This window comes from Bacillus sp. LR_5, from assembly GCF_042709275.1.
The window spans coordinates 1-20,855 of sequence record NZ_JAVAXX010000091.1 but is presented as its reverse complement, the minus strand read 5'-3'; the positions used below and the strand labels follow the sequence as shown (position 1 = coordinate 20,855).

Below are 20,855 nucleotides of genomic sequence, written 5' to 3'. Positions count from 1 at the left end.
AGCCAATTCGCATGGGCATGAAAACCAAAGGAAATATCCAATTATGGTATGGGGGACATAAAAAAATCCGCAGTGATCTGCGGATGAAACAGCTATTATCTGCCGTGCACTTCAGACTCGTATTGATCCCAAGCTTCATCAAACGTCGCCATCGTGTGAAGGTAATCAGCATTCAGCTCCAAATATGAACTGATTTCATGATAATCGGTTGATGTTTTTGGAAAGCTGTGATCCTCATACGCCTGATTGGCAAATTCACTGATGCTGTCCTTCGGCTTAGGGTGTCTGTATTTCAATAAATAGTGATAAAAGGATTTCATGGGTTTCCCCTCCTGGTGTCTGTCTTTTGTTGTTCTATTATACAGTTCAAGTGTAAAATTACAACAAAAGAATACTGAAACATGACTCAGGAGAAGTCAAAATAGTTGCGTTTCAAAATTCTTTCTGTCTCCATGAGCTGCTGATATGTCAGGCTTTCAGGCAGTTTTTTTGTTTGAATTAAAAGCAGCTGATCCTCAATCTCCTTAACCGTGTTTTCCTCTTGATAGGTCATACCGCAGGAAGAACATACCATGGCAGGGGTGTCTGTCAGTTCTATAGCCCTCGTTCCATCAGGGAGCTCCCAGTACACCGTGTTCCTGCCGGGCACCGCTTCAAGCTCGCCGCACCATTCGCATGTTTTCATGAAGAATCCCCTCCGCATTCAGTCTCTTTCTGTTTTTTCTGCTGCGCCAAAAATTTCTTTTCTTTGAGCTGATCTCTTTTCTCACGCCGATCTTTTAATGTTTCATGCTCCGGATTTGCGATGTATGCCTCTCTCCTTTTGATTCTGTCTACATTTTCAGGTGTAAACGAAACTTCTTTGTCAGCAAAAATGGCACTCAGCCCGATCGGCTCCTTTTTGTCAGCGGTTTCAGGGAAAACGGACTCAAAATAGGCGTCTGCCTGATTGGGGATATAATTCTCTGGTTCCGGATATGACGTAATCACACCTTCAAAATTTCTTAAGATCACTTTGTCAGGACTTTGTGACAGGACATAGTTTGGCTGCAGGGCGATTTTACCTCCTCCGCCTGGTGCGTCAACGACAAAGGTAGGAACCGCATAGCCTGAGGTATGACCTCTCAGCCCTTCAATGATCTCCAAACCTTTGGAAACAGGAGCTCTGAAATGCCCGATTCCCTCTGACAGATCACATTGGTAAATATAATAAGGACGGACTCTGATTTTTACCAAGTCATGCATGAGCTTTTTCATAATTGGAACCGAATCATTAATACCTGCTAATACGACAGCCTGATTTCCGACCGGCACTCCCGCGTTCACCAGCTTTTCACATGCCTCAACGGATTCTTCTGTCATTTCGATGCTTGTGTTAAAATGGGTGTTCAGCCAGACCGGATGATATTTTTTCAATATCTCGCACAGATGATCGGTAATGCGCTGCGGAAAGACGACGGGCGCTCTTGTTCCGATTCTGATGACTTCCAGATGCGGAATGCTGCGCAGCTCTTTTAAAATATATTCTAAAATTTGGTCGTTGATGAGCAGCCCATCACCGCCTGAAATTAAACAATCGCGGATTTCGGGTGTTTCCCGGATATAAGCAATTGCAGCATCAAGCTGTTTTTTGGGGACTCCCATTCCGATTTGTCCGGAAAAGCGCCTTCTTGTGCAGTAGCGGCAGTACATGGAACATTGATTCGTGACAAGAAACAGCACACGGTCGGGATAGCGGTGTGTCAGACCGGGTACCGGTGAATCTTCATCCTCATGAAGCGGGTCTTCCAGATCGTATTTTGTTTTGTGCATTTCTTCAGAAAGCGGCACAGACTGCATGCGTACCGGGCATCTCGGATTGTCGGGGTCCATTAAAGAAGCATAGTAAGGTGTAATATTTAAGGGGATCGTTTTGGTAGAAATTCTGACGCCTTCCTCTTCATCCTCGGTCAGATTGATGACTTTCTTTAAATCATCTAACGTTCTTACAGTGTGTGTCAGCTGCCAAAGCCAATCGTTCCATTTCTCTTCCGGAACGTCCTTCCATAACTCGATCTCCTTCCAATGCCGTTTCGGTTTATACCATTTGTTTTTCAAACGAACTCCTCCTCGCGCATATTTTGACTTACAGTTGCTTGCACCAAATATTCATGTTTTCAAGGCCTTCGGCTATAAAGCAATTATTGATCAGCCTTCCGCCATACTGATAACCTGAATGGTACAACACAGCATTCATCCCAAAAGACGAAGCACGGGCGAGAGAAAATACATGAAAGATATCCTTTCCAGCCATTTCTTTTTCTAACGCCTCGATTAAAAAGCTTGTTAACGAATGGCCGCGATATTCCGGCAGCACAGCGCAATCGGTTATTTCTGCATGCCCAAGCTCTGGATTGATTTCTGCGCTTGCTGCGCTGATCAGGCGGTCATGATCAAGCATGATATAATACACCGTATTTGCATTCATCGTCTTTTCAATATAAGCGGGGTCAAATACCGGTGTTGGGTACGTGCGGAATACTTTTTTATACAGCATCGATAGCTGGTACATGTCGTTTGTTTCTGCTTTTCTCATCGTAAAAACGGGTGTACTGTCGTTGCGAAGACGGGGCGCTGTGCGATATATGGCTTCGATGATCTCCTGTTCCTCTGTATAAGAATCTGTTTGTCTCCGGCTTTCTGAAAGGTAACGTACCATGACACAAGCCGAATAGCCGAGATAATAGCCCTTTAGATAGCCCTCCGGCGCAAATAATTGTTTGGCAAGCATTGGCTCATCATGCTGCTTCGCATAGACGATGATTTTTTCTGCATTCTCTTCTTTTGCCGCTGCCACGATATCCGGCAGGGCCTTCTCAATAGCTCCGTCATAACGGACCACTCTGATTCGTTTATTAAAGCCGTCATGGTCCAAAACTGCTGTGACACCGCTACTCTTTATTGACTTGAGCATCCGCATCCTCCCCATCTGTATGAAGCCCGCACCAATCCATGACAAAAAGTGCAATAATTTTAGCAGATTCTATCATGGCTTCAACCTCAATGTATTCATTGGCCTGATGAGCCGTTTTTGTTTCCCCCGGCCCGAAAACGATCACTGGTGTATCTCCTGCATGGTACAAAAGCCCTCCATCCGTTCCCCACGGGGAAGCCTCAATAATCGGCTCTGTCTGTTTCATTTTTTGATAGGCTGATTGCAGCACAGAAATTAAAGGGTGATCATCAGGTAAATCATTCGGCAGCCATTGAGCGCCAAACCATTCGACTTGTACGGGATGGCGTTTAAACCATTCGTCATGGTATTCTAAATCCTTCAGCCAGTTTTCCAATTCAAGTTTTACAGCTTCTGGTTTCTCATGGGGAGCAATTCCGCATCTCCCTTCTATAACGACACGGTCTGCAACTGAAGATGGCCAGGCACCGCCCGAGATCGTGCCGATATTCACCGGTACCGGTATTGGGATATTGTCATACAGCGGATCTGAAATTCTCGCATTGCGGACTTTCTCCAGCTCTTGTATCGCTGTGATAACGTGCATGCTTTTTTCAATCGCGCTTACCCCTTCATAGCGTGTGCCCCCATGTGCGGCTAATCCCTTCACAGTGATCCGAAACCACATCGAACCCTGCTGCTTAATAAATAGTTTCATATTCGTCGGTTCAGGAATCAACGCCCCGTCAGCACGATAGCCTCTCATGATGGCGGACAGTGTACCGGCGCCGCCGCACTCTTCATCTACAACACTCTGAAACAATACATCTCCCTTCAATTTGACATCGCAAGCGTGCAGGGCTTCTAAAGCAAAAAGAAGGGCTGTATTGCCTCCCTTCATATCCGTTGAGCCGCGGCCGTATATTTTACCGTTTTCTTCGACAGCTTGATACGGTTCATACTTCCAATCCTTTACGCTTCCTTCAGGCACAACATCGATATGGCCGTTCAAAATCAGGGACCTGCCTCCGCCGGCTCCCGTTTTTTTAGCCACGATATTCGGGCTCTCATGAAAATCGGATCGGTTAGATTTAAAGTAGGGATGCTGTTTTAATTGCTTTATACTTGGCTCCCATACATCAATGTCCATATGAAATTGCCGCAGCTTTTCAAGCACAACAGCTTGGGCGTTAAACTCTGACCCCAAAGTGCTTTTTTCCCCAATCAGCCTTTTGAGAAGACGAATGGCTTTGGCCGAATGCTGATCAAGCCACCCGATTACTTTTCTTTCAATGTCTTGCATCCTCATTCCCCCTCTTAAGAAAAAGGCATATCTATTTTGATTTCAGCATCTGTCAGCCTCGTCACCTCATCGATTGTCGAGCCATTCATCAGCTCTTTTAAAATGAAGTGATGGCTATCGACCTCAAGAACCGCTTTTTCGGTAATAATCAAATCTACACAGCCTGCAGCAGTTAATGGCAGCGTGCATCTTTCTGTTAATTTAGGCCTTCCCTTTTGATCTGTATGACTCATGACGACAACCACTTTTTTCGCTTTTTGGGCAAGCTCCATCGCCCCGCCCATACCAGGCACCTTTTTTCCCGGAACAAGCCAATTTGCCAAATCTCCTGATTGGCTCACCTGCAGGGCGCCTAAAATCGTAATGTCAATTTTGCCTTTTCTGATCATCGCAAAAGACATGGTTGTATCAAAATAAGAAGCCCCTTTTACAGCGCGGACAGGATAGCCCGCGGCGTTGCATAAATGCGCATCCTCTTCTCCCTTTTCGGGACTTTCTCCAATGCCAAGGACACCGTTTTCCGCTTGAAACATGACCTGCATGTCAGGCTTCAAAAAGTTCGGTACCAAGGATGGGATACCGATACCGAGATTCACAATCATGCCCTGCTTAATTTCAGCAGCAGCCCGTTTTGCAATCTGTTCTCTTTCTGCTACTCCCAAGCCCATTTCCACTTCACTCCCTCGCTTCTTACAACTCCCTCAACAAAAACCCCCGGTGTGACAATCATTTCTTCAGAAATCTCACCTATCGGAACGATACGCTCAGCTTCGGCAAAGGTTCTCCTGGCGGCCATTGCCATAAGCGGATTCATATTGCGCGCGGTTTTGTCATACGTTAGATTGCCGAATTCATCTGCAATGTAAGCATTGATGAAAGCAAAATCAGCCGTCAGCGCCTCTTCAATCAAGTATCGTTTTCCCGCCACTGTTACGATGTCCTTTTTTTCGCAAACCATTTGATTATCAATGCCCACGTCGGTTAAAATACCGCCAAGCCCCGCTCCGCCGGCGCGAATCCGTTCCGCAAGCGTTCCCTGAGGTGAAAATTGAACCTCTAACGTCCCCTCTGTCATCTGTTTTCCGGCTACAGGATTGGAACCGATATGCGAGGCGATCAGGGTTTTGACCCGTTGATTAACAATAAGCGGGCCGATCCCTATATCCGGGAAACCGGCGTCATTGCAGATCACAGTTAAATCCGTTACACCGCTGTCCAATATCGCTTCAATCAATGAAGGAGGCGACCCGACTCCCCCAAAACCGCCAAACATCAGAACCGATCCATCCCGAACATCTGCAATTGCTGTGTCAATGCTGATTGCTTTTTGAAATGGCGCCATTTAATGTCAATCCTTTTTTAAGTTTTTTTCGACCGCTGCAACTGTTTCTGAAAAAATAGAGATAAGCTCTTCCATTTCACCGTCTGAAATGGTAAAAGGAGGAGCAATAATGACAGCATCTCCTTCTCCACTGTCTATTCCAGCTTTGGAAGGATAAACAATCAGCCCGCGTTTTTTCGCCTCGCTGACAATAATCTGGGTTACCGCCTGCTCTTGCGGAAACACTTTCTTCGTTTTTTGGTCTGCCACAAATTCAACGCCTAATAGCAGTCCTTTTCCGCGCACATCACCTATAATGCCGCTTTGAGATGCCGCCTCATCAAGCTTTTTCTTCAGCACAGCGCCCTTTTTTTCTGATTGTTTGATCAAGCCGTGCTTTAACACATATCGCAAAACTTCAAGAGCAGCTTTGGCTGAATAGGGATGTGCACTATATGTGTGACCGCTCATAATCACACCTGACCCTTGTTTTATCGTTTCAATAATAGAATCAGATACGACGGCAGCAGCAATAGGCGCATAACCGGCACCGAGTCCCTTCCCCAGTACAGCAATATCAGGTACGGTGTCCCAATGCTCTGTCGCGAGCATCCTTCCTGTTCTCCCAAGCCCCGTCATCACTTCATCTGCAATAAAAAGCACATCGTGTGTGCGGCATACCTCACTTAATCTCTCATAATATCCCGGAGGCGGAGTAATCGCTGCTCCTGCAGCACCAATAATAGGCTCAGCCACAAAGCCGGCGATGAATTGGCTTCCGATTCTTTTGATCATAGTGTCCAGTTCATCAGCTGCAGTCTGAACAAAGTCTTCTTCTGTCTCGTAATTCAGCCGATAAATATGTGGAGCTGAGATAGCTGGATACCGTTCAATGAGATGGGTGAACCGGTATCTCCTTTCATAAAAACCAGATAATGAAAGCGCTCCCAAAGTTATTCCGTGGTAACTGCTCCATCGAGACAAAAAGATGGATTTTTGTGTTTGCTTTTTTTCCTGCCAATACTGAATGGCGATTTTCATAGCTGTTTCTATCGCTTCTGATCCGCTGTTGACAAAAAAAGACCAATTCACATCTCCGGGCAGCTCCTGTGCCAAGAGCGCGGCTAATTGCTCGGCGGGCTCACTCGTAAACTGTGAGCGGTAAGCAAAAGACACCTGATCAAGCTGTTCTTTCAGCTTCTCAGTCACATCACGAACTCCGTGGCCGATATTACATGTCACCGCTCCTGACGAGCCGTCGAGATATTTTTTTCCGGTCTGATCATAAACATATGAACCCTTCGCATAACTGACAACCGGATAGGCCGAGCTAAGCTCTGGCTTAATCAAATAACTGCTCATGCTCCCACCTCAAAACCCCTTTTACCATATTGTATGAGTGTCCAAATGGCGGCATGACGTTCCCCGCAAAAACTTTTTCACATAAAAAGAGCCTTCCTAATAGGGAAGGCTCTTTTGGAATTTCAGCATCTAGCAAATAAAAGCGGCTCCAACAATAATTAATAAAATGAACAAGACAACAATTAACACAAATGTATTTGTCCCGCAGCCAAATCCGTAACCGTACCCAGAGTATCCATACATGCTGTTTTCATCCTTTCTTATCACGATATACGGCATTTTATGCGGGCCAAGTCCCAAATGGTTTGTGCAAACGCCTATTTCATGTAAGGAAATAATGAAATACAGTATGCACCCGCTCATATTTTTTAAACGTCAGCTTTTCGTAAAACTGAGTTGCACCGTCAGTGCTTGCAGCAACTAAGTAGGCTGCTTCCATTCCTAGTGATTTGGCGATGGACAGCATTTCTTTCACTAAGATACTGCCGTAGCCCTTCCTTTGAAACTGATCTAAAATTGCCACTTCTTCGATTTTAGCCGTTTTCTCTTGATGATCGATAAACAGCTCGCCGCACCCAATGGGAACTTTCTGTGCCTGGTCGCTGTAACAAACAACAAGAATGATTATACCTGCTTCATAGAAAGGATATTTTCTTTTTAATTTTTGTTCAGCGATTGCTTCTCCAATATAAATGGAATCGTAAATTTTCATAATAGAAGATCCGTCGCTAAGACTTTTCGCCGTCCCCCATGCGGTTAAAGGATGTCCCATCTGCCCCTTCCAGTCACTAAGCTTCATGTCATATAGTAGCTCATCCTCGACGACAAAACCGCTTTTTACAAGCGACTGCTTCAAACCGAGCGGAAAAACATGCTGCGGCGACGCTTTTAAATGGAGATAATTCGCATCAAGCAGCTTTGGTACGGAGGGTAAAAAGTTAAGTAACCGCTCCAATGGAAACGTATCATGGAGCTGAACAAAGTTATGAGAAAAAATTTGCGGAAGCTGCGGATCTCTGTATACGCTGTAATGATCAAACGATGCCGATTCAGACGTTAACAATATATATTGATGTTCCGTTTTTGAATAATGTCCTGTCATGAACGTCTCCTTTTTATGACCTATACCTTTACTCTGTTGCAATATTCAATTTCTTTATAATCTCATCGTACACCGGATAAAACGGCTTTCCAATTGGAAATTGCTGAATATTTCGGAAAGAAGCGGAGATTGGCTTCTGATGTAAAAAAAATTTCCTTGTTACTTGTTCACTAATCGGGTGAAAGACGCCGTTTAGAAACAAAAACGGCTCGCGTTCGATGAAAAACACCCGTCGGCCAGGCGGATTTTTGATCAATTCAGATCGTTTCCACGTAATCGGCGGCCCTTCCGGAAGCATCTCCATCTCTTCTTTTCCAATTGTCACTATGTCTTTTCTTTGAAATTGATAAAATTGAAACGCATACTGGTCCACAATTCGCCTTTTTTTTCCGGCTTCGATATAAAATATTGCAGGATGGTCAGCTTCCTTTACTAAAATATAATTCGGAATGTTTAAAATTTTGCCAATCCTATATTGGAATAAATATGGGTCTGGAACAGCGACAGTCCGATTTAGATACAAAAAACCCCACTTTTCTCCAACAGGATGCCTTACACCCTGATCAAAAAAATACACATTTTGATCTGAACCTTTTACAAAAGAGCCGTCAATCAAATCGGCGGGCAGAAACCGATATGCATTTTGAAATGAATCTGGGGTTTTATAGGTTGTGTCTAATACTTCATTTATCGGCAGAAATGGGGTAAAGTTGTTGAGTCTCGCCCAAAAAATTGCGTCTCCATGATTCCAATGCTTCATATCATCATCCCAGTAGCCTCCAAATTTATGGTGGATGAGATTAAGTAACGAACGGCGATGCATAACGGAGCAATGATCAACTTGAAAAGCGGCCTGATCAAGCACTGCATTGGCATTTCTGTAGAAATGTGAGATTTCCTCTCCCCTTTCGTTTACATGTACAACTTTTTGTTTTGAATAGACAGCCTGCGCTTCAGGCTTATGTGAAAACTCTTGCACCATACGGCTCAGCCGCTCAGGATGATAAACAGTGTCGTCAGTAAGATAAGAAATGTAATCGCCGTCTGCAAATGGGAGCGCACTGTTAATTAATGTGGCATAACGGGTTGTTTTTAATCGATCTGCAGGATGCACGAAACTGTTATGATATTGAATGCGCCGGTCATGAAGATACTTGTGAATTACCGCAGTTGTTTCTGCATTCGAATGATCATCCATGATAAAAAGCTCCCAAAGATCATGCGTTTGCTGTATCACGCTTTCGATCGCTTTTTGCAAATAATCGGGTTTGTTGTAACTTGTTAAAATAATAGACACTTTCTCTCCCATCTATACCGCCTCCCGCCGTCAAACATAAAAACGGCTCCGCAGCAAGCAGAGCCTCTGTCATCATTTAAAAAGCACCCCAGCTTACAACACTTGAGAGTGAAACATGAGATCTCGTGTTATTTAACGGGTTTTGGAAAATAACCAAATCAGTCAGAACTTCTTTTACGATGACATTTTGAAGTGTATCTCCGTTGATCAAATTGACTTTTGAAACCGGTACGCCCAGCTCTTTTGCAAAAACAAGCTGGCGTCTGAGGTCAGATGGATTTCCTTCAGAAGACGATTGACGTATAAGCAGAATCAGCAAAAGCAAAATAAAATGCAGATCATCTTGGTTTTCTTCTCGATCCACTTGTTTCTCTAAATCCAAATCATCCCTCTCCCTTATCATTATCTCTGTTTCACAATATGTGCGACTTCGATTTATGGTATAGGCTATGTCCACCCCATTAAAAAATCAGCATTTTCCTTAAATAGATGAAAAATAGATCAGGTACGGCGTTCGACTCATACCAAATAACAGCCGGAAGAATATGAATAACGTGAGTTCACTATCGAATAGGAGGTGTGTGTAATGAGCTCTGAAAATGCACAGTTAAAAAAGGATTTAATTAAAGCCGTTTTAAGCCCTTTATTTCCAACTGCAACAGAAGGAGGAGAAAATATGGATAGTAATCTTAAAGCCTTGCTTGATGCTGCCATCGATCAAAAAGTAGATGAAAGTGAAACGGTTACGGCAGAATCTCTTTTAGACCCTTCTCTTCCGGCAAGATGGATTTTTGCCAGAATTACGCCAGGCACTACAATCAGCATTGTGACTGATTCAGGTGACATGATCGGACCGGTTGTTTTCGTTGCTTTCGATCAGGTTCACGGGATCGTATTTGTAACACAGGAAAGCTCCGTCACTCCGGCAGGCCAAGCTACAACATTAATTGATGTAGACAAAGTAGAAAGCGTTACGTTCTTTTCATAACATCCGATGAAAGTCTTGTATATCCAGTCGGGATACGGAGGAATATACAGTTATTTTGATCGCTGGGCTGAAGAATGTTTTCAGAACACTCATACAGAGTATATGATTGCAGATAAACCTGAAGCAGAATCTTTGATGAAGATCGAAGCGTTTCAGCCGGATTTCACACTTATGATGGTTGGAGACCGCGTTCCTCACGACTGGCTGACCTGGTTAAAGGGTAAGGATATCCCCGTGTATGTTTGGCTGACCGAAGACCCATTTTATATGGATATCAGCCTTCAGGTAATTAAGCTTGCTGACGCCATATTAACGATAGAACAAAATGCAGCTCTCTACTATCAAGAGCTCGGCTACCAGAACGTCTATTATGTTCCGATACCAGTTAACCATCGGCTGTTTAAAAAAATGGGCACTGAACATTCCTATCATTCAAATCTGTTAATCATCGGCTATCCTTACCCTAATCGGGTTCAGCTTATGAAAGAAGCGGTCCATCTGCCATTCACGGTTCGGGTAATCGGCAAGGAATGGGGAAAATATCTGCCTAAAAAAGTGCTCAAACAGCCGCATATTGATGTCGTCAGCACATGGGTTCCACCCGAACAGGCCGTTCATTATTATAATGGGGCAGACATCGTAATTAATGCGCATCGTCCCTATCATTTTGCTTTCAACCAAAATACTATGCGCATCAAAAATACCAGTTTTAATAACCGAACGTTTGATATCGCTGCATGCGAAGCATTTCAATTAACAGATTTACCCGCGGCACATCCTTTTTCATCCTTTATTTCTTATCACGGCATGAACGACTTTAAGGAAAAAGCCGCTTTCTATATCTACCACCCTGAAGAACGGCAAAAAGCTGCAGCAGCCAATTATAAAGAGACCGTACCCGCATTTACGTTTGATGAGCTTCCTGCAAAACTAAAAGCGATTCATCTGGCGCTTTCTTGAAAAATCGTTCATTGCTATGAACGATTTTTTTATTCATAGAAAAAAGCAGCCGCACAAGCTGCTTTCTTTTCTAGCCGTCAGAACGGTCTTTCAGCTTCCTCGGGTTCACCTGTTTATGAAGATCAGGCATTTCTCCGAGATGCTGTGCAATTTGTTCCCACGATACAATTTTGAAATTTTGATTGACGGCTTGTCCGTTATCGATATTTTCGCCATCCTGCGCCACAAAAATCCCGTACGGATATTTTGGGCCAAGTCCGAAACCGAGAACATCAATACCATCCGTGTCACTAGTACCGTCTATTTTCTCGCCATCTGTAATCTCAAAGTTGGCTACATAGCGATTTTCCCCCTGCCGTTCATACATTGCATAGCTGTTATTTCCTTGACTTGAAGCCATGAGATATCCTTTGCCATTTGGTGCATAATAGATTGTCAGTCCTTCAATATCAGCTGTCAAATGATCTCCTGTCGCACGGTCAACAACCTGCCCCTTTGATCCTCCGCCGGGCTCAGCGTTAAATTTCCAGATGGCCTCATCTTCCTCTGCTATGTATAGGTTTCCGTACTCATCATCCGCAACAAGGCCTTCGGTCTGAGAATTCAACTTAAATTCACGCACCTTTTTCCCTGTTACATAACCCTTTCCACCATCAACAATTTCATACTGCTCAAATTCCCCTTGTTTGCCTGTCACTAATGCGTAAAATGCTCCTGTTTTCTGGCTGTGATACAAGCTGAATCCATAAACCTCAGAAATATTGGTGGAAATAGGATGGTTCGGATCTGTAATGCTTTTCAATTTTCCTTTATCCCCGTCTATTGCATATACTTCAATTGTATTTTTTCCTTCGGACCGGTTGGATGCGGCAGCAATATCAATTTTCTCGCCGTTCAATGGAAAATCATAGCGCAGATCGACATTATTGAGCTTGCCAAACTCATAAGAATGAAGCTGTTTTCCGTCTAAATCATACACGACGAGCCCTGACTTCTTATTTGTCGTAATCAACTTGCTTTTTTCCGGGTGTTTTTCATGAACCCAAATGGCCGGGTCATCTGCTGCGTCATCGCCAGATGCGACCGGATCTGTCTCCGTGTGTGCAGTCACTTTGAAATGATGTTCCTCATTCACATAATGAGCCGACACCGAGGTTGCTGTCAGGCTAAGCAATAAACCCGCGGCAGTGCTTAGCAGCATTGTTTTTGAAACCTTCATTTGGTACCCTCCTCTTTTATCACTAACACTACTATTGTAAAATATATACAGGTGATTACCGTGAGGAAAATGAACCTTTTTTTATAGGGTTTCTGACTCATAAACAACTTATTCCCCAAAGAGGTACGTGAGATGACTTTGCCAGGTTTGCTTTTGCGGAGCGAAATAAAAATATGTTGAATATTTAGTACATTGTTTTTTTAGTTTTGTTTTTCCCTAGTTACGTCCGTTTTTCCATTTTCCATTAAAAAAGAACACTTTGTGACATGATCATTCTCCTAAATTTTGTTTTATTGGTTGCTTTCATTAATTCGATTACAAAGTTGAACATATGATGCATGGTAGAGAAACGAGAGTTGGAGGATAAGCCATGCCTAAACAGCAAACAGCAGAACTAAAACCATTTTTCCATAACAAAACAGTTTTAGTCACTGGCGGAACGGGTTCAATCGGGAGTCAAATTGTCAAACGCCTTTTGCTGCTTACACCTAAACAGGTGATTGTATTCAGCAAAGACGACAGTAAACAGTATGTCATGAGCCAAAAGTATGCGGAGGATAAGCGGCTATTATTTGTACTCGGAGATGTACGCGATCACAGAAGGGTGAATCAGGTGATGAAAGACGTCGATATCGTCTTTCACGCGGCTGCGCTGAAACAGGTTCCGACATGTGAGGACCATCCATTTGAAGCGATCCAGACCAATCTCATCGGCGGACAAAATGTGGTGGAAGCTGCCCTTTCACACCGAGTGCAGCATGTCATTAATATCAGTACAGATAAAGCTGTATCTCCTGTGAACACAATGGGTGCCACCAAGCTGTTATCTGAAAAGCTGTTTCATCAAGCAAACCGCCACGTCCAAAACAAAGGAACCTTGTTTTGTTCGGTCCGCTTTGGAAATGTTCTCGGTTCCAGAGGTTCGGTCATCCCCATATTATTTGAACAGATGATGGAGGGTGAACCTCTGACCATCACAGACAAAAACATGACCAGATTTTTCATGTCAATAGACGATGCAGCTACATTGACATTACAATCGGCTGCTATTACAAAAGGCGGAGAAACCTTTATTTTCAAAATGGAATCACTGAAACTTGAAGAACTGATTCATGGGTTTGAAGAATATGCATCGCAGCACGGGCTCCCGCGGCCAGCTGCAGTAGAAGTGGGCAAGCGTCCAGGTGAAAAGCTTCACGAAGAATTAACATCTCCACATGAAATTGAATCACTGTATGAATGGGGCAACCTTTATGCGATCCTTCCAGAGCCGGAAAAACATCCTGACTTTCGCAAAGTCAATCTGCCTGGGTATCAATCAGATCAAGCCCCGCTCATTACGAAAGAAAGAATTGCTCAGATTATTGAAGAATTGCATCAAGAGAAAAAGGCATAAAAACAAGCCTGTCTATCCATTAGGCAGGCCTGTTTTTAACACTTTATTTATTAAAGAGATGCAGATAGCTTTCGTATCCTTCTTCTTTTAGCTTATGCTTCGGAACAAACCGCAGCGCTGCTGAATTTATGCAGTAACGAAGTCCGTTTGGCCCCGGTCCGTCATTAAATACGTGGCCAAGATGAGAATCAGCAGTTCGGCTTCTTACTTCTGTGCGAATCATGCCGTGGCTCGTGTCCAGTTTTTCTTCCACTTCTTCTTCTTCAATCGGCTTTGTAAAGCTTGGCCAGCCGCAGTGGGAATCAAATTTATCCTTGGATGTAAACAATGGCTTGCCTGACACAATGTCTACATACAACCCTTCTTCCTTATGATCCCAATATTCATTTTGAAATGGCGGCTCCGTGCCGTTATTTTGCGTTACTTCATATTGCATGCGATTTAATGACTTTATTTTTTCTTCTTTATTGTACGCCATTTATTTAGCCCCCCAATGCTCGCTGATAAATCCCGCTCGTCCGGAACCTGTCCGGTAGCGCTGATAATGTGCTGGATTCTTTTTATAAAAATGCTGATGGTAGCCTTCCGCTTCATAGAAAGGTTCAGCTTTTAAAATGTCCGTTACAATCGGATCTTTAAAGATGCCGCTTTCCGCCAGACGTTGCTTGGAAGCTTCCGCAAGCTCCTTTTGTTTATCATTATGATAAAAAATGGCTGCGCGATAGGAACTGCCGCGATCAGCAAACTGCCCCCCGGCATCTGTCGGATCGATTTGCTGCCAAAATAATTCAAGCAGTTTTTCATAAGGGAATACATCAGGATTAAACGTGATTTGAACGGCTTCACGATGTCCCGTCGTTTCACTGCACACCTCTTCGTACGTAGGGTTTTCAGTATGGCCGCCTGTATACCCGGACACCACTTTTTCAATTCCCGGCTGTTCGTCAAAAGGTTTAACCATACACCAAAAACAGCCTCCTGCAAATGTGGCGATTTCTTTTTTTTCAGACATACTGGTGCCTCCTTTGTTAATACGTGGTATTATTATATTATAGCATGTAAAAATAGAATGAAAATGATTCTGCTTTTCAATAAAATCTATAGGTTTTAAGCAATATGCTTATGTAATGGAGGTTCACAAATTTGAAAGTAAGAACACAGATGATGTACGATATGGAAACTTTACTCCGTAAAGTCTTTAAACAAATACGCAATGAAATCAATGAAATTTTAGATAAAGAGCTGTCGCGGAATGAATTCACCATTCTTCGAATCCTTAGTGAACAAGGGCCTAAAAAAGTCACTGAATTTGCGCCTATTTTAGAGGTATCGGCAAGCCACATTACGGCTGTGACCGATGCGCTGGTAGAAAAGGAATGGATTACGAGAATCAGATCGAAGGAAGACAGACGCATCATCCGCATTCATATCACTGAAGCAGGCGAAAAAGTCCTTCAGCACTTTAACGAGAAAAAAACGGAATATTTCTTTAAACGCTTTGACTGCTACACTGATGCTGAACTTGCCACGTTAATCGAGCTCTTCAGCAAACTTGATAAAAAACGGTGAAAAAAAGCACATACCGATATATAGGTATGTGCTTTTCGCAGTGCTTCACTTATTTTTCAGTAAACAGCTTCATTGCTTTCCAGCGGCCATATCTATAATACAAAAATGCCGCGCAGCTGCTAAATAAAAAACTCATTCCGATTCCAAGCCCGATTCCTTTTTGTCCAAGCCTAGCTGAAAATAGAGCTGTGAAAGGGTATCTCAACACCCAAAACGAGATCAAATTTAATACCAGAACCTGCAGCATCGCTCCCGCGGCCCTGACGATTCCGTTCAGCACAAAATTAATCCCAATAAAAGGGTAGAAAAACGCGATCCACTTCAAATATTGTTCACCAAATGCGACCGCATCGGGCTCACTGATAAATAACCTTATGAGATATTTACCAAATACCCAAATCATAACCGCAATCACCAGCATGCAGGAAATAACAGCCATCACACCCAGCCTTGCAATCGTTCCCACTCTTTTTTCGTTTCCAATTCCAATATTTTGCCCTGCCATACTGTTGACGGCTGTACCGGCAGCCATTGCTGGAAGCGTGATGATGCTATCGAGCCGCTGCACCGCGCCAAAGCCTGATACCACGTGATCTCCGTATGAGTTGACAACACTCATAATCGCCATCATACCGCCTGTAATCACCATCATCTGCAGACCTGCCGGAATCCCGAGTTTCAAAATCAGCGCGGACTCTTCCCACTTGGGCATTCTCGGAATTGAGAATGGCACAAGCTTGTGTTTGATGACATAAAACAACCCATACAGAAACGCAATGCCCTGTGACAAAATCGTTGAATAAGCCGCTCCCGCTATTCCCATGCGGAACACAGAAATAAAGAGCGGTGCAAGCACTGTATTCAGTACAACAGCAAACGCAATAAACCGGAGAGGTGTCTTGCTGTCGCCCAGCGCACGAAGCACAGTACTGATAAAGTTATAACCAAACAAAAATAAAATGCCGATAAATTGAATCTGTAAATACGTCTCAGCAAGCGGAATCATTGACTCCGGCGTTTTTAGAAGACGCAGCAAAAGCTCTGAGAGAAAAAAACCGGCAACGCCGAATCCGATGCTTAGGCCTGTTAATAAAACAACAAAAGCGTTAATATACGACGCCATTCCTTTTACATCATCTTTTCCTTTTTGCTGAGATAAAATTGTTAACGTCGCATTGTTAAGACCCAAAATAAAAGACAGCACGGTCAAAACAATCGTGCTTGATACCGCGGCTGCCCCAAGGGCCTTTGCCCCCAGTAAATTGCCGATCCACAAGCTGTCTATAAATTGAAAGGAAACCTGCAATGCGTTTCCGAGCATAATAGGCATTGAAAACAGTACAAGCTGTTTCAGCACGTTCCCCTGTGTAAAATCGTATGCTTTCATCTTTTCTCCTTGTGTTCTCAAATTTTCTTCGGACCGCACGAAAAAAGAGACGTTGTTTCATGTCTCTTTTTTCATGACTTATCGGTTTTTTTTCGGTCTCGCATACCGAATGTAAACACCATCACACTTAGGAACAAGGCACAATAGGAAATATTCAAATACATTTGATCCATGTCTTCAGCAGTCAGATGATGATAAGCAAGCCAGCCGAAGTACAGGGAAAATGTAAAAGATAATAAACTGAAATACTGGTAAATCCGTTTCATTTTCAGTCACCTCTATTGTTTGGGATGGTAATAGGAAAACTCAATTTCATCTTTTTCTAAATTTATCTTATCCGCTTTGACATACATTCCATTCGTTAAAGGCATTTCTGACAAACGCACTTCAATGCTTTTATCTCCGGGGTGAACATGGACAAATGACGGCAATTCATAAAAGCTGTCCATATAATTTAACACAAAGCTAATTGGTATACTCAATTTCCCTAACGAAAATTTCGTGACATTCAGCTCTACATCACCGTTTTTTTTCACGGTCGGCTCAAAAGCGATAAACGCATCAATAGACGTGGAAAATGCCTTGATTTTCCCTGCGACATGAACATCATCATCAATCTCTACTTTATAATCAAGCTTGTTTGATGCTTTGTCGTTTAAATATGAGTTAACAAACGCAGCTAATGATTCTTTTGTGCTTGTCACTTGAAATCCATACTCGCTCTCAGATGAATCCTTCACCTGAGCCTGTTCCCCCGGGAGCAAAACAAGTGCCACAAACCCGGCGGCGAGGATAAAATTGATTGCAAGCAATATAAAAAACAGTCGCTTCCACTTATTCATGCTGTCACCCTACTCTTTCGGTAATCCTTCTTTTTTAATGGCTTGATAGACGCGCTTTGCGATAAGAGAATAACCCGTACCATTAGGATGAAAATCATCTTCCTCGGAAATTCGGCTGCTGTCACTTTTTTGATTGAACAAATCTTCGATATGAACGATTTTTGCATGTTTATCTTTTTTCAGCTCTTTTTCAGCAATATGGTTCCAATCCGTGACGACACCATTTATTTCATTTAGTTCTGATAACGTAAACGTAAACGGATTGTACATGCTGACATAAATCAGCTCAGCGTGATCATTCAGCTCGCGAATTTCAGAAATGATTTTTTCAAAGCGCTTTTCGTACGGTTTTTCCGCTTCCTGAAACGGTTCAACGGTTAATTGCAGAAAGTTTTGGCGAAGGATTTTCATCAAATCATTACCGCCAATTGTAAAAAAGACATAATCTGCGTCCTTTATGCCTTTTTGAACCTTTTTATCTTTTAGTTTTTCTAATAAATCATCCGAACGGTTCCCTTTTACGGCATAATTTTTCACGTCGACCGTTTTGACTTGTTTATCTGACCGGATAGAATCCGCCACCTTGCCGACATATCCCTTTCCGTCGGGATCTCCGACTCCTTCTGTAAGCGAATCTCCGACAGCCGCTATGACAATGTGTTCTTTTGTTTTCGTTTCATGGGCTTTTTGTTTTCCCTCAGATGATGTACGTATGCTCGTACACGCAGTAAGAAGCAAAATCAAACTGGCCATGATTGAAAAAATGCGCAGCTTCAATCTTGTTGCTCCTTCCCATTCTACTAGTGGAAAGTGTATCATGTTTTAGAAGATTTGCAAATGCCTAGTCTTCTAGCTTACTTGAGTGCGCCTGCTGATTTTACATCGGCGATAATTTCATCGTACGGTGTATTTTCCACTCCATTATAATCTTTCAGCACCTTACCGTCCGGACCTACCAAATAAAAAGAAGATTGATGAATCACTTGGTCCTCTCCCTCCGGCTTCTTTACGATCGCCTTAAAGCTCTTAAGTGCGAACTCTTCAATCTCACTCTGGCTGTATCCGGTGAGAAAATCCCAGTTATCAAAAGATAATGGATAATTTGCGGCAAATTTCTTCAGCTGTTTCGGCTTATCGTTTTCTGGGTCAACACTAAATGATATGATGCGGACATCTATATTTTCGGCTTTCAGTTTTTTTTGCAGATCGGTCATATGAGCGGTCATTGGCGGACATATAGTTTCACAATTGGTAAAAATAAAATCCGCCAGCCATACTTCTCCTTTTAAACTCTCTAAAGAAACGTTCTTGCCGTCTTGGTTTTGAAATGTAAAAGGCTCCACCTCGTAATTGAGCGGATTTTTAATCTGCTGTCCTCCGCATGCACACAAAAACAGAAAAAACAGCCCAGCCGTTAACCCCTTGATAACCTTCATGACATCCATCCTTTCCAGCCAGCATAAAAACGCTTTCTAAAACCGTCCTTACTGTCCCATGTTTGTATTCGATACTGAGCAAAAAAAATCCTGCATGCCTCCCCATTAACGATTACAAAGGAGGGCATGCAGGTAAAAAACGGCATGTTACGCGTTGTGCTTTAACACCTCTTGATGAAATACAGCCTGATAATCTGCCCACTTCATCCGCCGCTTCATATAATGTCGGAAAGAATACACTTTTGCCCTGCTGTTTGATGAAAACACTTCTTTTAAGTAGAATTGCAAATGGTGATGTAACATAAAGAAATAGTGCTCATCTTCCTTTAATACAGGTATTTCTGTCACTTTCACCTGAATCCCGTCACCGCGTTTGAACTCTAGGCTTTTGAGTAACAAGCTATCAATCCTCTTTTTTGTTTTTCTTCTATTATATATGATGCCAGCCGGGCTGTCTGTCATTTTGCGCGGTTGTGTAAAAAAATTAGATTAGCAAATGGAACAAGTCCTCATCCTTGTTCACCTCTACATAATGAAACGGTTTTTTGTTCATCCGTTCAATCAGCGGCCCATAATCGGCTTTGTTCTGCAGCTCGATGCCGACAAGAGCAGGTCCATTGCTTTTATTATTTTTCTTCGTATATTCAAACCTTGTAATGTCATCATTCGGCCCGAGGACTTCGTCAAGAAATTCGCGGAGCGCCCCCGCTCTTTGCGGAAAGTTGACGATAAAATAATGCTGAAGGCCTTCAAAAATCAAGGAACGCTCCTTCATTTCCTGCATTCTTCCGATATCGTTATTGCCCCCGCTTACCACACACACCACGTTTTTCCCTTTAATTTCATCCTTATACAAATCAAGCGCTGCGACAGAAAGAGCTCCAGCCGGTTCAGCAACAACCGCACATTCGTTATATAATTCAAGAATGGATGTACATACTTTTCCTTCAGGCACAAGGAGAATGTCATCAACGACAGTTTCCAGCGTCCGGAAGGTTTCCTCGCCAATTTTTTTAACAGCCGCACCATCTACAAACTTATCAATTTTATCAAGTGTGACGACATGCCCAGCTTTGTTTGATTCAAAGTAGGATGCCGCTCCCGCCGGCTCAACAGCAATTATCTTTGTATCAGGAGACACGTTTTTCAAATATGTACCTACCCCAGAAAGAAGGCCGCCGCCTCCGACACTTGCAAAAAGAAAATGCGGTTCTGTATCAATGTCGTTTAAAATCTCGACTGCGAGCGTTCCCTGTCCGGCCATCACATCCGGATCATCGAACGGATGGATAAACGTCCGAGATTCCGCCTCACAGCATTCAGCAGCGCTTTTATACGCGTCGTCAAACGTATCGCCTGTCAAAATAATATCGATAAATCCTTTTCCGAATAGTTCAACTTGAGATACTTTTTGTCTCGGTGTAGTAGACGGCATAAAAATTTTCCCGTGAATGCCAAGATGTTTACACGAAAATGCCACACCTTGAGCGTGGTTTCCGGCACTTGCACACACAACTCCGTTCTCTGTCTGCTCGCTGGAAAGCTGTTTCATTTTATGATAAGCCCCTCTGAGCTTAAAAGATCTGACAACTTGCAAGTCTTCGCGTTTTAAATAGATATTGCATTCATATCTCTCAGAAAGTCTGTCATTCCTCTGCAAAGGTGTGTGAATGACAACGTCCTTTACGTTTTGGTGAGCCTTCAAAATGTCTTTCACTTGGATGAGAGAGTTTTCTTTAAG

The 20,855-nt window shown here is 43.1% G+C and carries 27 protein-coding genes; 4 read left to right on the top strand and 23 right to left on the bottom strand.

What is annotated here, in order from left to right:
- Positions 1–95: 95 nt before the first annotated feature.
- From RAC86_RS18430 to cgeC, 13 genes are all read right to left on the bottom strand, one after another.
- The gene (locus RAC86_RS18430; RefSeq protein WP_003231160.1) at positions 96–320 is read right to left on the bottom strand and encodes a YozE family protein; all 225 of its coding nucleotides are present in this window, start codon (positions 318–320) and stop codon (positions 96–98) included.
- A gap of 86 nt (positions 321–406) precedes the next feature.
- Complete coding sequence (locus tag RAC86_RS18425; protein ID WP_004399539.1) at positions 407–685, bottom strand: YokU family protein; 279 nt, start codon at positions 683–685, stop codon at positions 407–409.
- Positions 682–2,097, bottom strand: a complete 1,416-nt coding sequence (gene kamA, locus RAC86_RS18420; RefSeq protein ID WP_004399420.1) for a lysine 2,3-aminomutase — start codon at positions 2,095–2,097, stop codon at positions 682–684. Before kamA ends, RAC86_RS18425 begins: the two co-directional genes overlap by 4 nt.
- Before the next feature lie 28 nt (positions 2,098–2,125).
- Positions 2,126–2,953 (bottom strand): putative beta-lysine N-acetyltransferase, encoded by an 828-nt coding sequence (ablB, locus tag RAC86_RS18415; protein ID WP_377885926.1) that lies wholly within the window; start codon positions 2,951–2,953, stop codon positions 2,126–2,128.
- Positions 2,931–4,241: a peptidase gene (locus RAC86_RS18410; protein WP_080316919.1), complete on the bottom strand. Its 1,311-nt coding sequence runs from the start codon at positions 4,239–4,241 to the stop codon at positions 2,931–2,933. The genes ablB and RAC86_RS18410 overlap by 23 nt, the downstream gene beginning before the upstream one ends.
- An 8-nt stretch (positions 4,242–4,249) precedes the next feature.
- Entirely contained in the window at positions 4,250–4,903 is a 654-nt protein-coding gene (locus RAC86_RS18405) for a 3-oxoacid CoA-transferase subunit B (RefSeq protein ID WP_377885925.1), read from the bottom strand.
- Positions 4,888–5,577, bottom strand: a complete 690-nt coding sequence (locus RAC86_RS18400; protein WP_046160497.1) for a CoA transferase subunit A — start codon at positions 5,575–5,577, stop codon at positions 4,888–4,890. The genes RAC86_RS18405 and RAC86_RS18400 overlap by 16 nt, the downstream gene beginning before the upstream one ends.
- Positions 5,578–5,583: 6 nt before the next feature.
- A complete protein-coding gene (locus tag RAC86_RS18395; RefSeq protein WP_377885924.1) occupies positions 5,584–6,918 on the bottom strand; it encodes an aspartate aminotransferase family protein in 1,335 nt (444 codons plus the stop codon).
- Positions 6,899–7,054: a hypothetical protein gene (locus RAC86_RS18390; RefSeq protein ID WP_015714119.1), complete on the bottom strand. Its 156-nt coding sequence runs from the start codon at positions 7,052–7,054 to the stop codon at positions 6,899–6,901. Before RAC86_RS18390 ends, RAC86_RS18395 begins: the two co-directional genes overlap by 20 nt.
- Positions 7,048–7,197, bottom strand: a complete 150-nt coding sequence (locus RAC86_RS18385) for a YjcZ family sporulation protein (RefSeq protein ID WP_015251877.1) — start codon at positions 7,195–7,197, stop codon at positions 7,048–7,050. Before RAC86_RS18385 ends, RAC86_RS18390 begins: the two co-directional genes overlap by 7 nt.
- A 43-nt stretch (positions 7,198–7,240) precedes the next feature.
- On the bottom strand, positions 7,241–8,020 hold the full coding sequence (gene cgeE / locus RAC86_RS18380) for a spore maturation N-acetyltransferase CgeE (RefSeq protein ID WP_015383898.1): 780 nt from the start codon (positions 8,018–8,020) through the stop codon (positions 7,241–7,243).
- A gap of 28 nt (positions 8,021–8,048) precedes the next feature.
- Positions 8,049–9,329, bottom strand: coding sequence for a spore maturation glycosyltransferase CgeD (gene cgeD / locus RAC86_RS18375; RefSeq protein WP_069703907.1), 1,281 nt, complete (start codon positions 9,327–9,329; stop codon positions 8,049–8,051).
- A 64-nt stretch (positions 9,330–9,393) separates the two neighbouring features.
- Positions 9,394–9,699 (bottom strand): spore maturation protein CgeC, encoded by a 306-nt coding sequence (gene cgeC, locus RAC86_RS18370; RefSeq protein ID WP_003230826.1) that lies wholly within the window; start codon positions 9,697–9,699, stop codon positions 9,394–9,396.
- 204 nt (positions 9,700–9,903) lie between these two features.
- Between cgeC and cgeA the strand changes: the two genes are divergently transcribed.
- Together cgeA and cgeB are read left to right on the top strand one after the other, a co-directional pair.
- Positions 9,904–10,305 carry a spore crust protein CgeA gene (gene cgeA / locus RAC86_RS18365; protein ID WP_015251873.1) on the top strand — a complete coding sequence of 134 codons (402 nt, stop codon included), beginning with the start codon at positions 9,904–9,906 and terminating at the stop codon, positions 10,303–10,305.
- A 6-nt stretch (positions 10,306–10,311) separates the two neighbouring features.
- A complete protein-coding gene (gene cgeB / locus RAC86_RS18360) occupies positions 10,312–11,265 on the top strand; it encodes a spore maturation protein CgeB (RefSeq protein ID WP_015251872.1) in 954 nt (317 codons plus the stop codon).
- A 70-nt stretch (positions 11,266–11,335) separates the two neighbouring features.
- Here the strand turns inward: cgeB and RAC86_RS18355 are convergent, their stop codons facing one another.
- The gene (locus RAC86_RS18355; protein ID WP_192857790.1) at positions 11,336–12,484 is read right to left on the bottom strand and encodes a phytase; all 1,149 of its coding nucleotides are present in this window, start codon (positions 12,482–12,484) and stop codon (positions 11,336–11,338) included.
- Between the two features lie 370 nt (positions 12,485–12,854).
- Between RAC86_RS18355 and RAC86_RS18350 the strand changes: the two genes are divergently transcribed.
- Positions 12,855–13,880 carry an SDR family NAD(P)-dependent oxidoreductase gene (locus RAC86_RS18350; protein ID WP_341283828.1) on the top strand — a complete coding sequence of 342 codons (1,026 nt, stop codon included), beginning with the start codon at positions 12,855–12,857 and terminating at the stop codon, positions 13,878–13,880.
- 43 nt (positions 13,881–13,923) lie between these two features.
- Here RAC86_RS18350 and msrB read toward each other — a convergent pair whose 3' ends face one another.
- Complete coding sequence (msrB, locus tag RAC86_RS18345) at positions 13,924–14,358, bottom strand: peptide-methionine (R)-S-oxide reductase MsrB (RefSeq protein WP_014480061.1); 435 nt, start codon at positions 14,356–14,358, stop codon at positions 13,924–13,926.
- Positions 14,359–14,892, bottom strand: coding sequence for a peptide-methionine (S)-S-oxide reductase MsrA (gene msrA / locus RAC86_RS18340; protein WP_014477117.1), 534 nt, complete (start codon positions 14,890–14,892; stop codon positions 14,359–14,361).
- A 131-nt stretch (positions 14,893–15,023) separates the two neighbouring features.
- Here msrA and RAC86_RS18335 point away from each other — a divergent pair, with 131 nt between their 5' ends.
- Positions 15,024–15,449 (top strand): MarR family transcriptional regulator, encoded by a 426-nt coding sequence (locus RAC86_RS18335; RefSeq protein ID WP_004398634.1) that lies wholly within the window; start codon positions 15,024–15,026, stop codon positions 15,447–15,449.
- 49 nt (positions 15,450–15,498) lie between these two features.
- Here the strand turns inward: RAC86_RS18335 and RAC86_RS18330 are convergent, their stop codons facing one another.
- The 7 genes from RAC86_RS18330 to ilvA form a co-directional block, all read right to left on the bottom strand.
- Positions 15,499–16,836, bottom strand: coding sequence for an MATE family efflux transporter (locus RAC86_RS18330; RefSeq protein ID WP_377885923.1), 1,338 nt, complete (start codon positions 16,834–16,836; stop codon positions 15,499–15,501).
- A gap of 71 nt (positions 16,837–16,907) precedes the next feature.
- Positions 16,908–17,102: a protein YpmT gene (gene ypmT / locus RAC86_RS18325; RefSeq protein ID WP_198878677.1), complete on the bottom strand. Its 195-nt coding sequence runs from the start codon at positions 17,100–17,102 to the stop codon at positions 16,908–16,910.
- A 12-nt stretch (positions 17,103–17,114) separates the two neighbouring features.
- Positions 17,115–17,678, bottom strand: coding sequence for a YpmS family protein (locus tag RAC86_RS18320; protein ID WP_015251867.1), 564 nt, complete (start codon positions 17,676–17,678; stop codon positions 17,115–17,117).
- 9 nt (positions 17,679–17,687) lie between these two features.
- On the bottom strand, positions 17,688–18,455 hold the full coding sequence (locus RAC86_RS18315; protein WP_003245956.1) for an SGNH/GDSL hydrolase family protein: 768 nt from the start codon (positions 18,453–18,455) through the stop codon (positions 17,688–17,690).
- A gap of 77 nt (positions 18,456–18,532) precedes the next feature.
- Positions 18,533–19,114: a cytochrome c oxidase assembly accessory protein ScuA gene (gene scuA, locus RAC86_RS18310; protein ID WP_377885922.1), complete on the bottom strand. Its 582-nt coding sequence runs from the start codon at positions 19,112–19,114 to the stop codon at positions 18,533–18,535.
- Between the two features lie 147 nt (positions 19,115–19,261).
- Positions 19,262–19,513, bottom strand: a complete 252-nt coding sequence (locus RAC86_RS18305) for a YpmP family protein (protein ID WP_004399020.1) — start codon at positions 19,511–19,513, stop codon at positions 19,262–19,264.
- Positions 19,514–19,598: 85 nt separating this feature from the next.
- On the bottom strand, positions 19,599–20,855 hold a 1,257-nt coding region (gene ilvA / locus RAC86_RS18300; protein WP_377885921.1), incomplete at its 5' end, for a threonine ammonia-lyase IlvA.

Bases quoted from the DNA above. Each gene is read 5' to 3' on its own strand.
- RAC86_RS18430 (WP_003231160.1), bottom strand. From the start codon at position 320: ATGAAATCCTTTTATCACTATTTATTGAAATACAGACACCCTAAGCCG.
- RAC86_RS18425 (WP_004399539.1), bottom strand. From the start codon at position 685: ATGAAAACATGCGAATGGTGCGGCGAGCTTGAAGCGGTGCCCGGCAGG.
- ablB (WP_377885926.1), bottom strand. From the start codon at position 2,953: ATGCTCAAGTCAATAAAGAGTAGCGGTGTCACAGCAGTTTTGGACCAT.
- RAC86_RS18410 (WP_080316919.1), bottom strand. From the start codon at position 4,241: ATGAGGATGCAAGACATTGAAAGAAAAGTAATCGGGTGGCTTGATCAG.
- RAC86_RS18405 (WP_377885925.1), bottom strand. From the start codon at position 4,903: ATGGGCTTGGGAGTAGCAGAAAGAGAACAGATTGCAAAACGGGCTGCT.
- RAC86_RS18400 (WP_046160497.1), bottom strand. From the start codon at position 5,577: ATGGCGCCATTTCAAAAAGCAATCAGCATTGACACAGCAATTGCAGAT.
- RAC86_RS18395 (WP_377885924.1), bottom strand. From the start codon at position 6,918: ATGAGCAGTTATTTGATTAAGCCAGAGCTTAGCTCGGCCTATCCGGTT.
- RAC86_RS18385 (WP_015251877.1), bottom strand. From the start codon at position 7,197: ATGCCGTATATCGTGATAAGAAAGGATGAAAACAGCATGTATGGATAC.
- cgeE (WP_015383898.1), bottom strand. From the start codon at position 8,020: ATGACAGGACATTATTCAAAAACGGAACATCAATATATATTGTTAACG.
- cgeD (WP_069703907.1), bottom strand. From the start codon at position 9,329: ATGGGAGAGAAAGTGTCTATTATTTTAACAAGTTACAACAAACCCGAT.
- cgeA (WP_015251873.1), top strand. From the start codon at position 9,904: ATGAGCTCTGAAAATGCACAGTTAAAAAAGGATTTAATTAAAGCCGTT.
- cgeB (WP_015251872.1), top strand. From the start codon at position 10,312: ATGAAAGTCTTGTATATCCAGTCGGGATACGGAGGAATATACAGTTAT.
- RAC86_RS18355 (WP_192857790.1), bottom strand. From the start codon at position 12,484: ATGAAGGTTTCAAAAACAATGCTGCTAAGCACTGCCGCGGGTTTATTG.
- RAC86_RS18350 (WP_341283828.1), top strand. From the start codon at position 12,855: ATGCCTAAACAGCAAACAGCAGAACTAAAACCATTTTTCCATAACAAA.
- msrB (WP_014480061.1), bottom strand. From the start codon at position 14,358: ATGGCGTACAATAAAGAAGAAAAAATAAAGTCATTAAATCGCATGCAA.
- msrA (WP_014477117.1), bottom strand. From the start codon at position 14,892: ATGTCTGAAAAAAAAGAAATCGCCACATTTGCAGGAGGCTGTTTTTGG.
- RAC86_RS18330 (WP_377885923.1), bottom strand. From the start codon at position 16,836: ATGAAAGCATACGATTTTACACAGGGGAACGTGCTGAAACAGCTTGTA.
- ypmT (WP_198878677.1), bottom strand. From the start codon at position 17,102: ATGAAACGGATTTACCAGTATTTCAGTTTATTATCTTTTACATTTTCC.
- RAC86_RS18320 (WP_015251867.1), bottom strand. From the start codon at position 17,678: ATGAATAAGTGGAAGCGACTGTTTTTTATATTGCTTGCAATCAATTTT.
- scuA (WP_377885922.1), bottom strand. From the start codon at position 19,114: ATGAAGGTTATCAAGGGGTTAACGGCTGGGCTGTTTTTTCTGTTTTTG.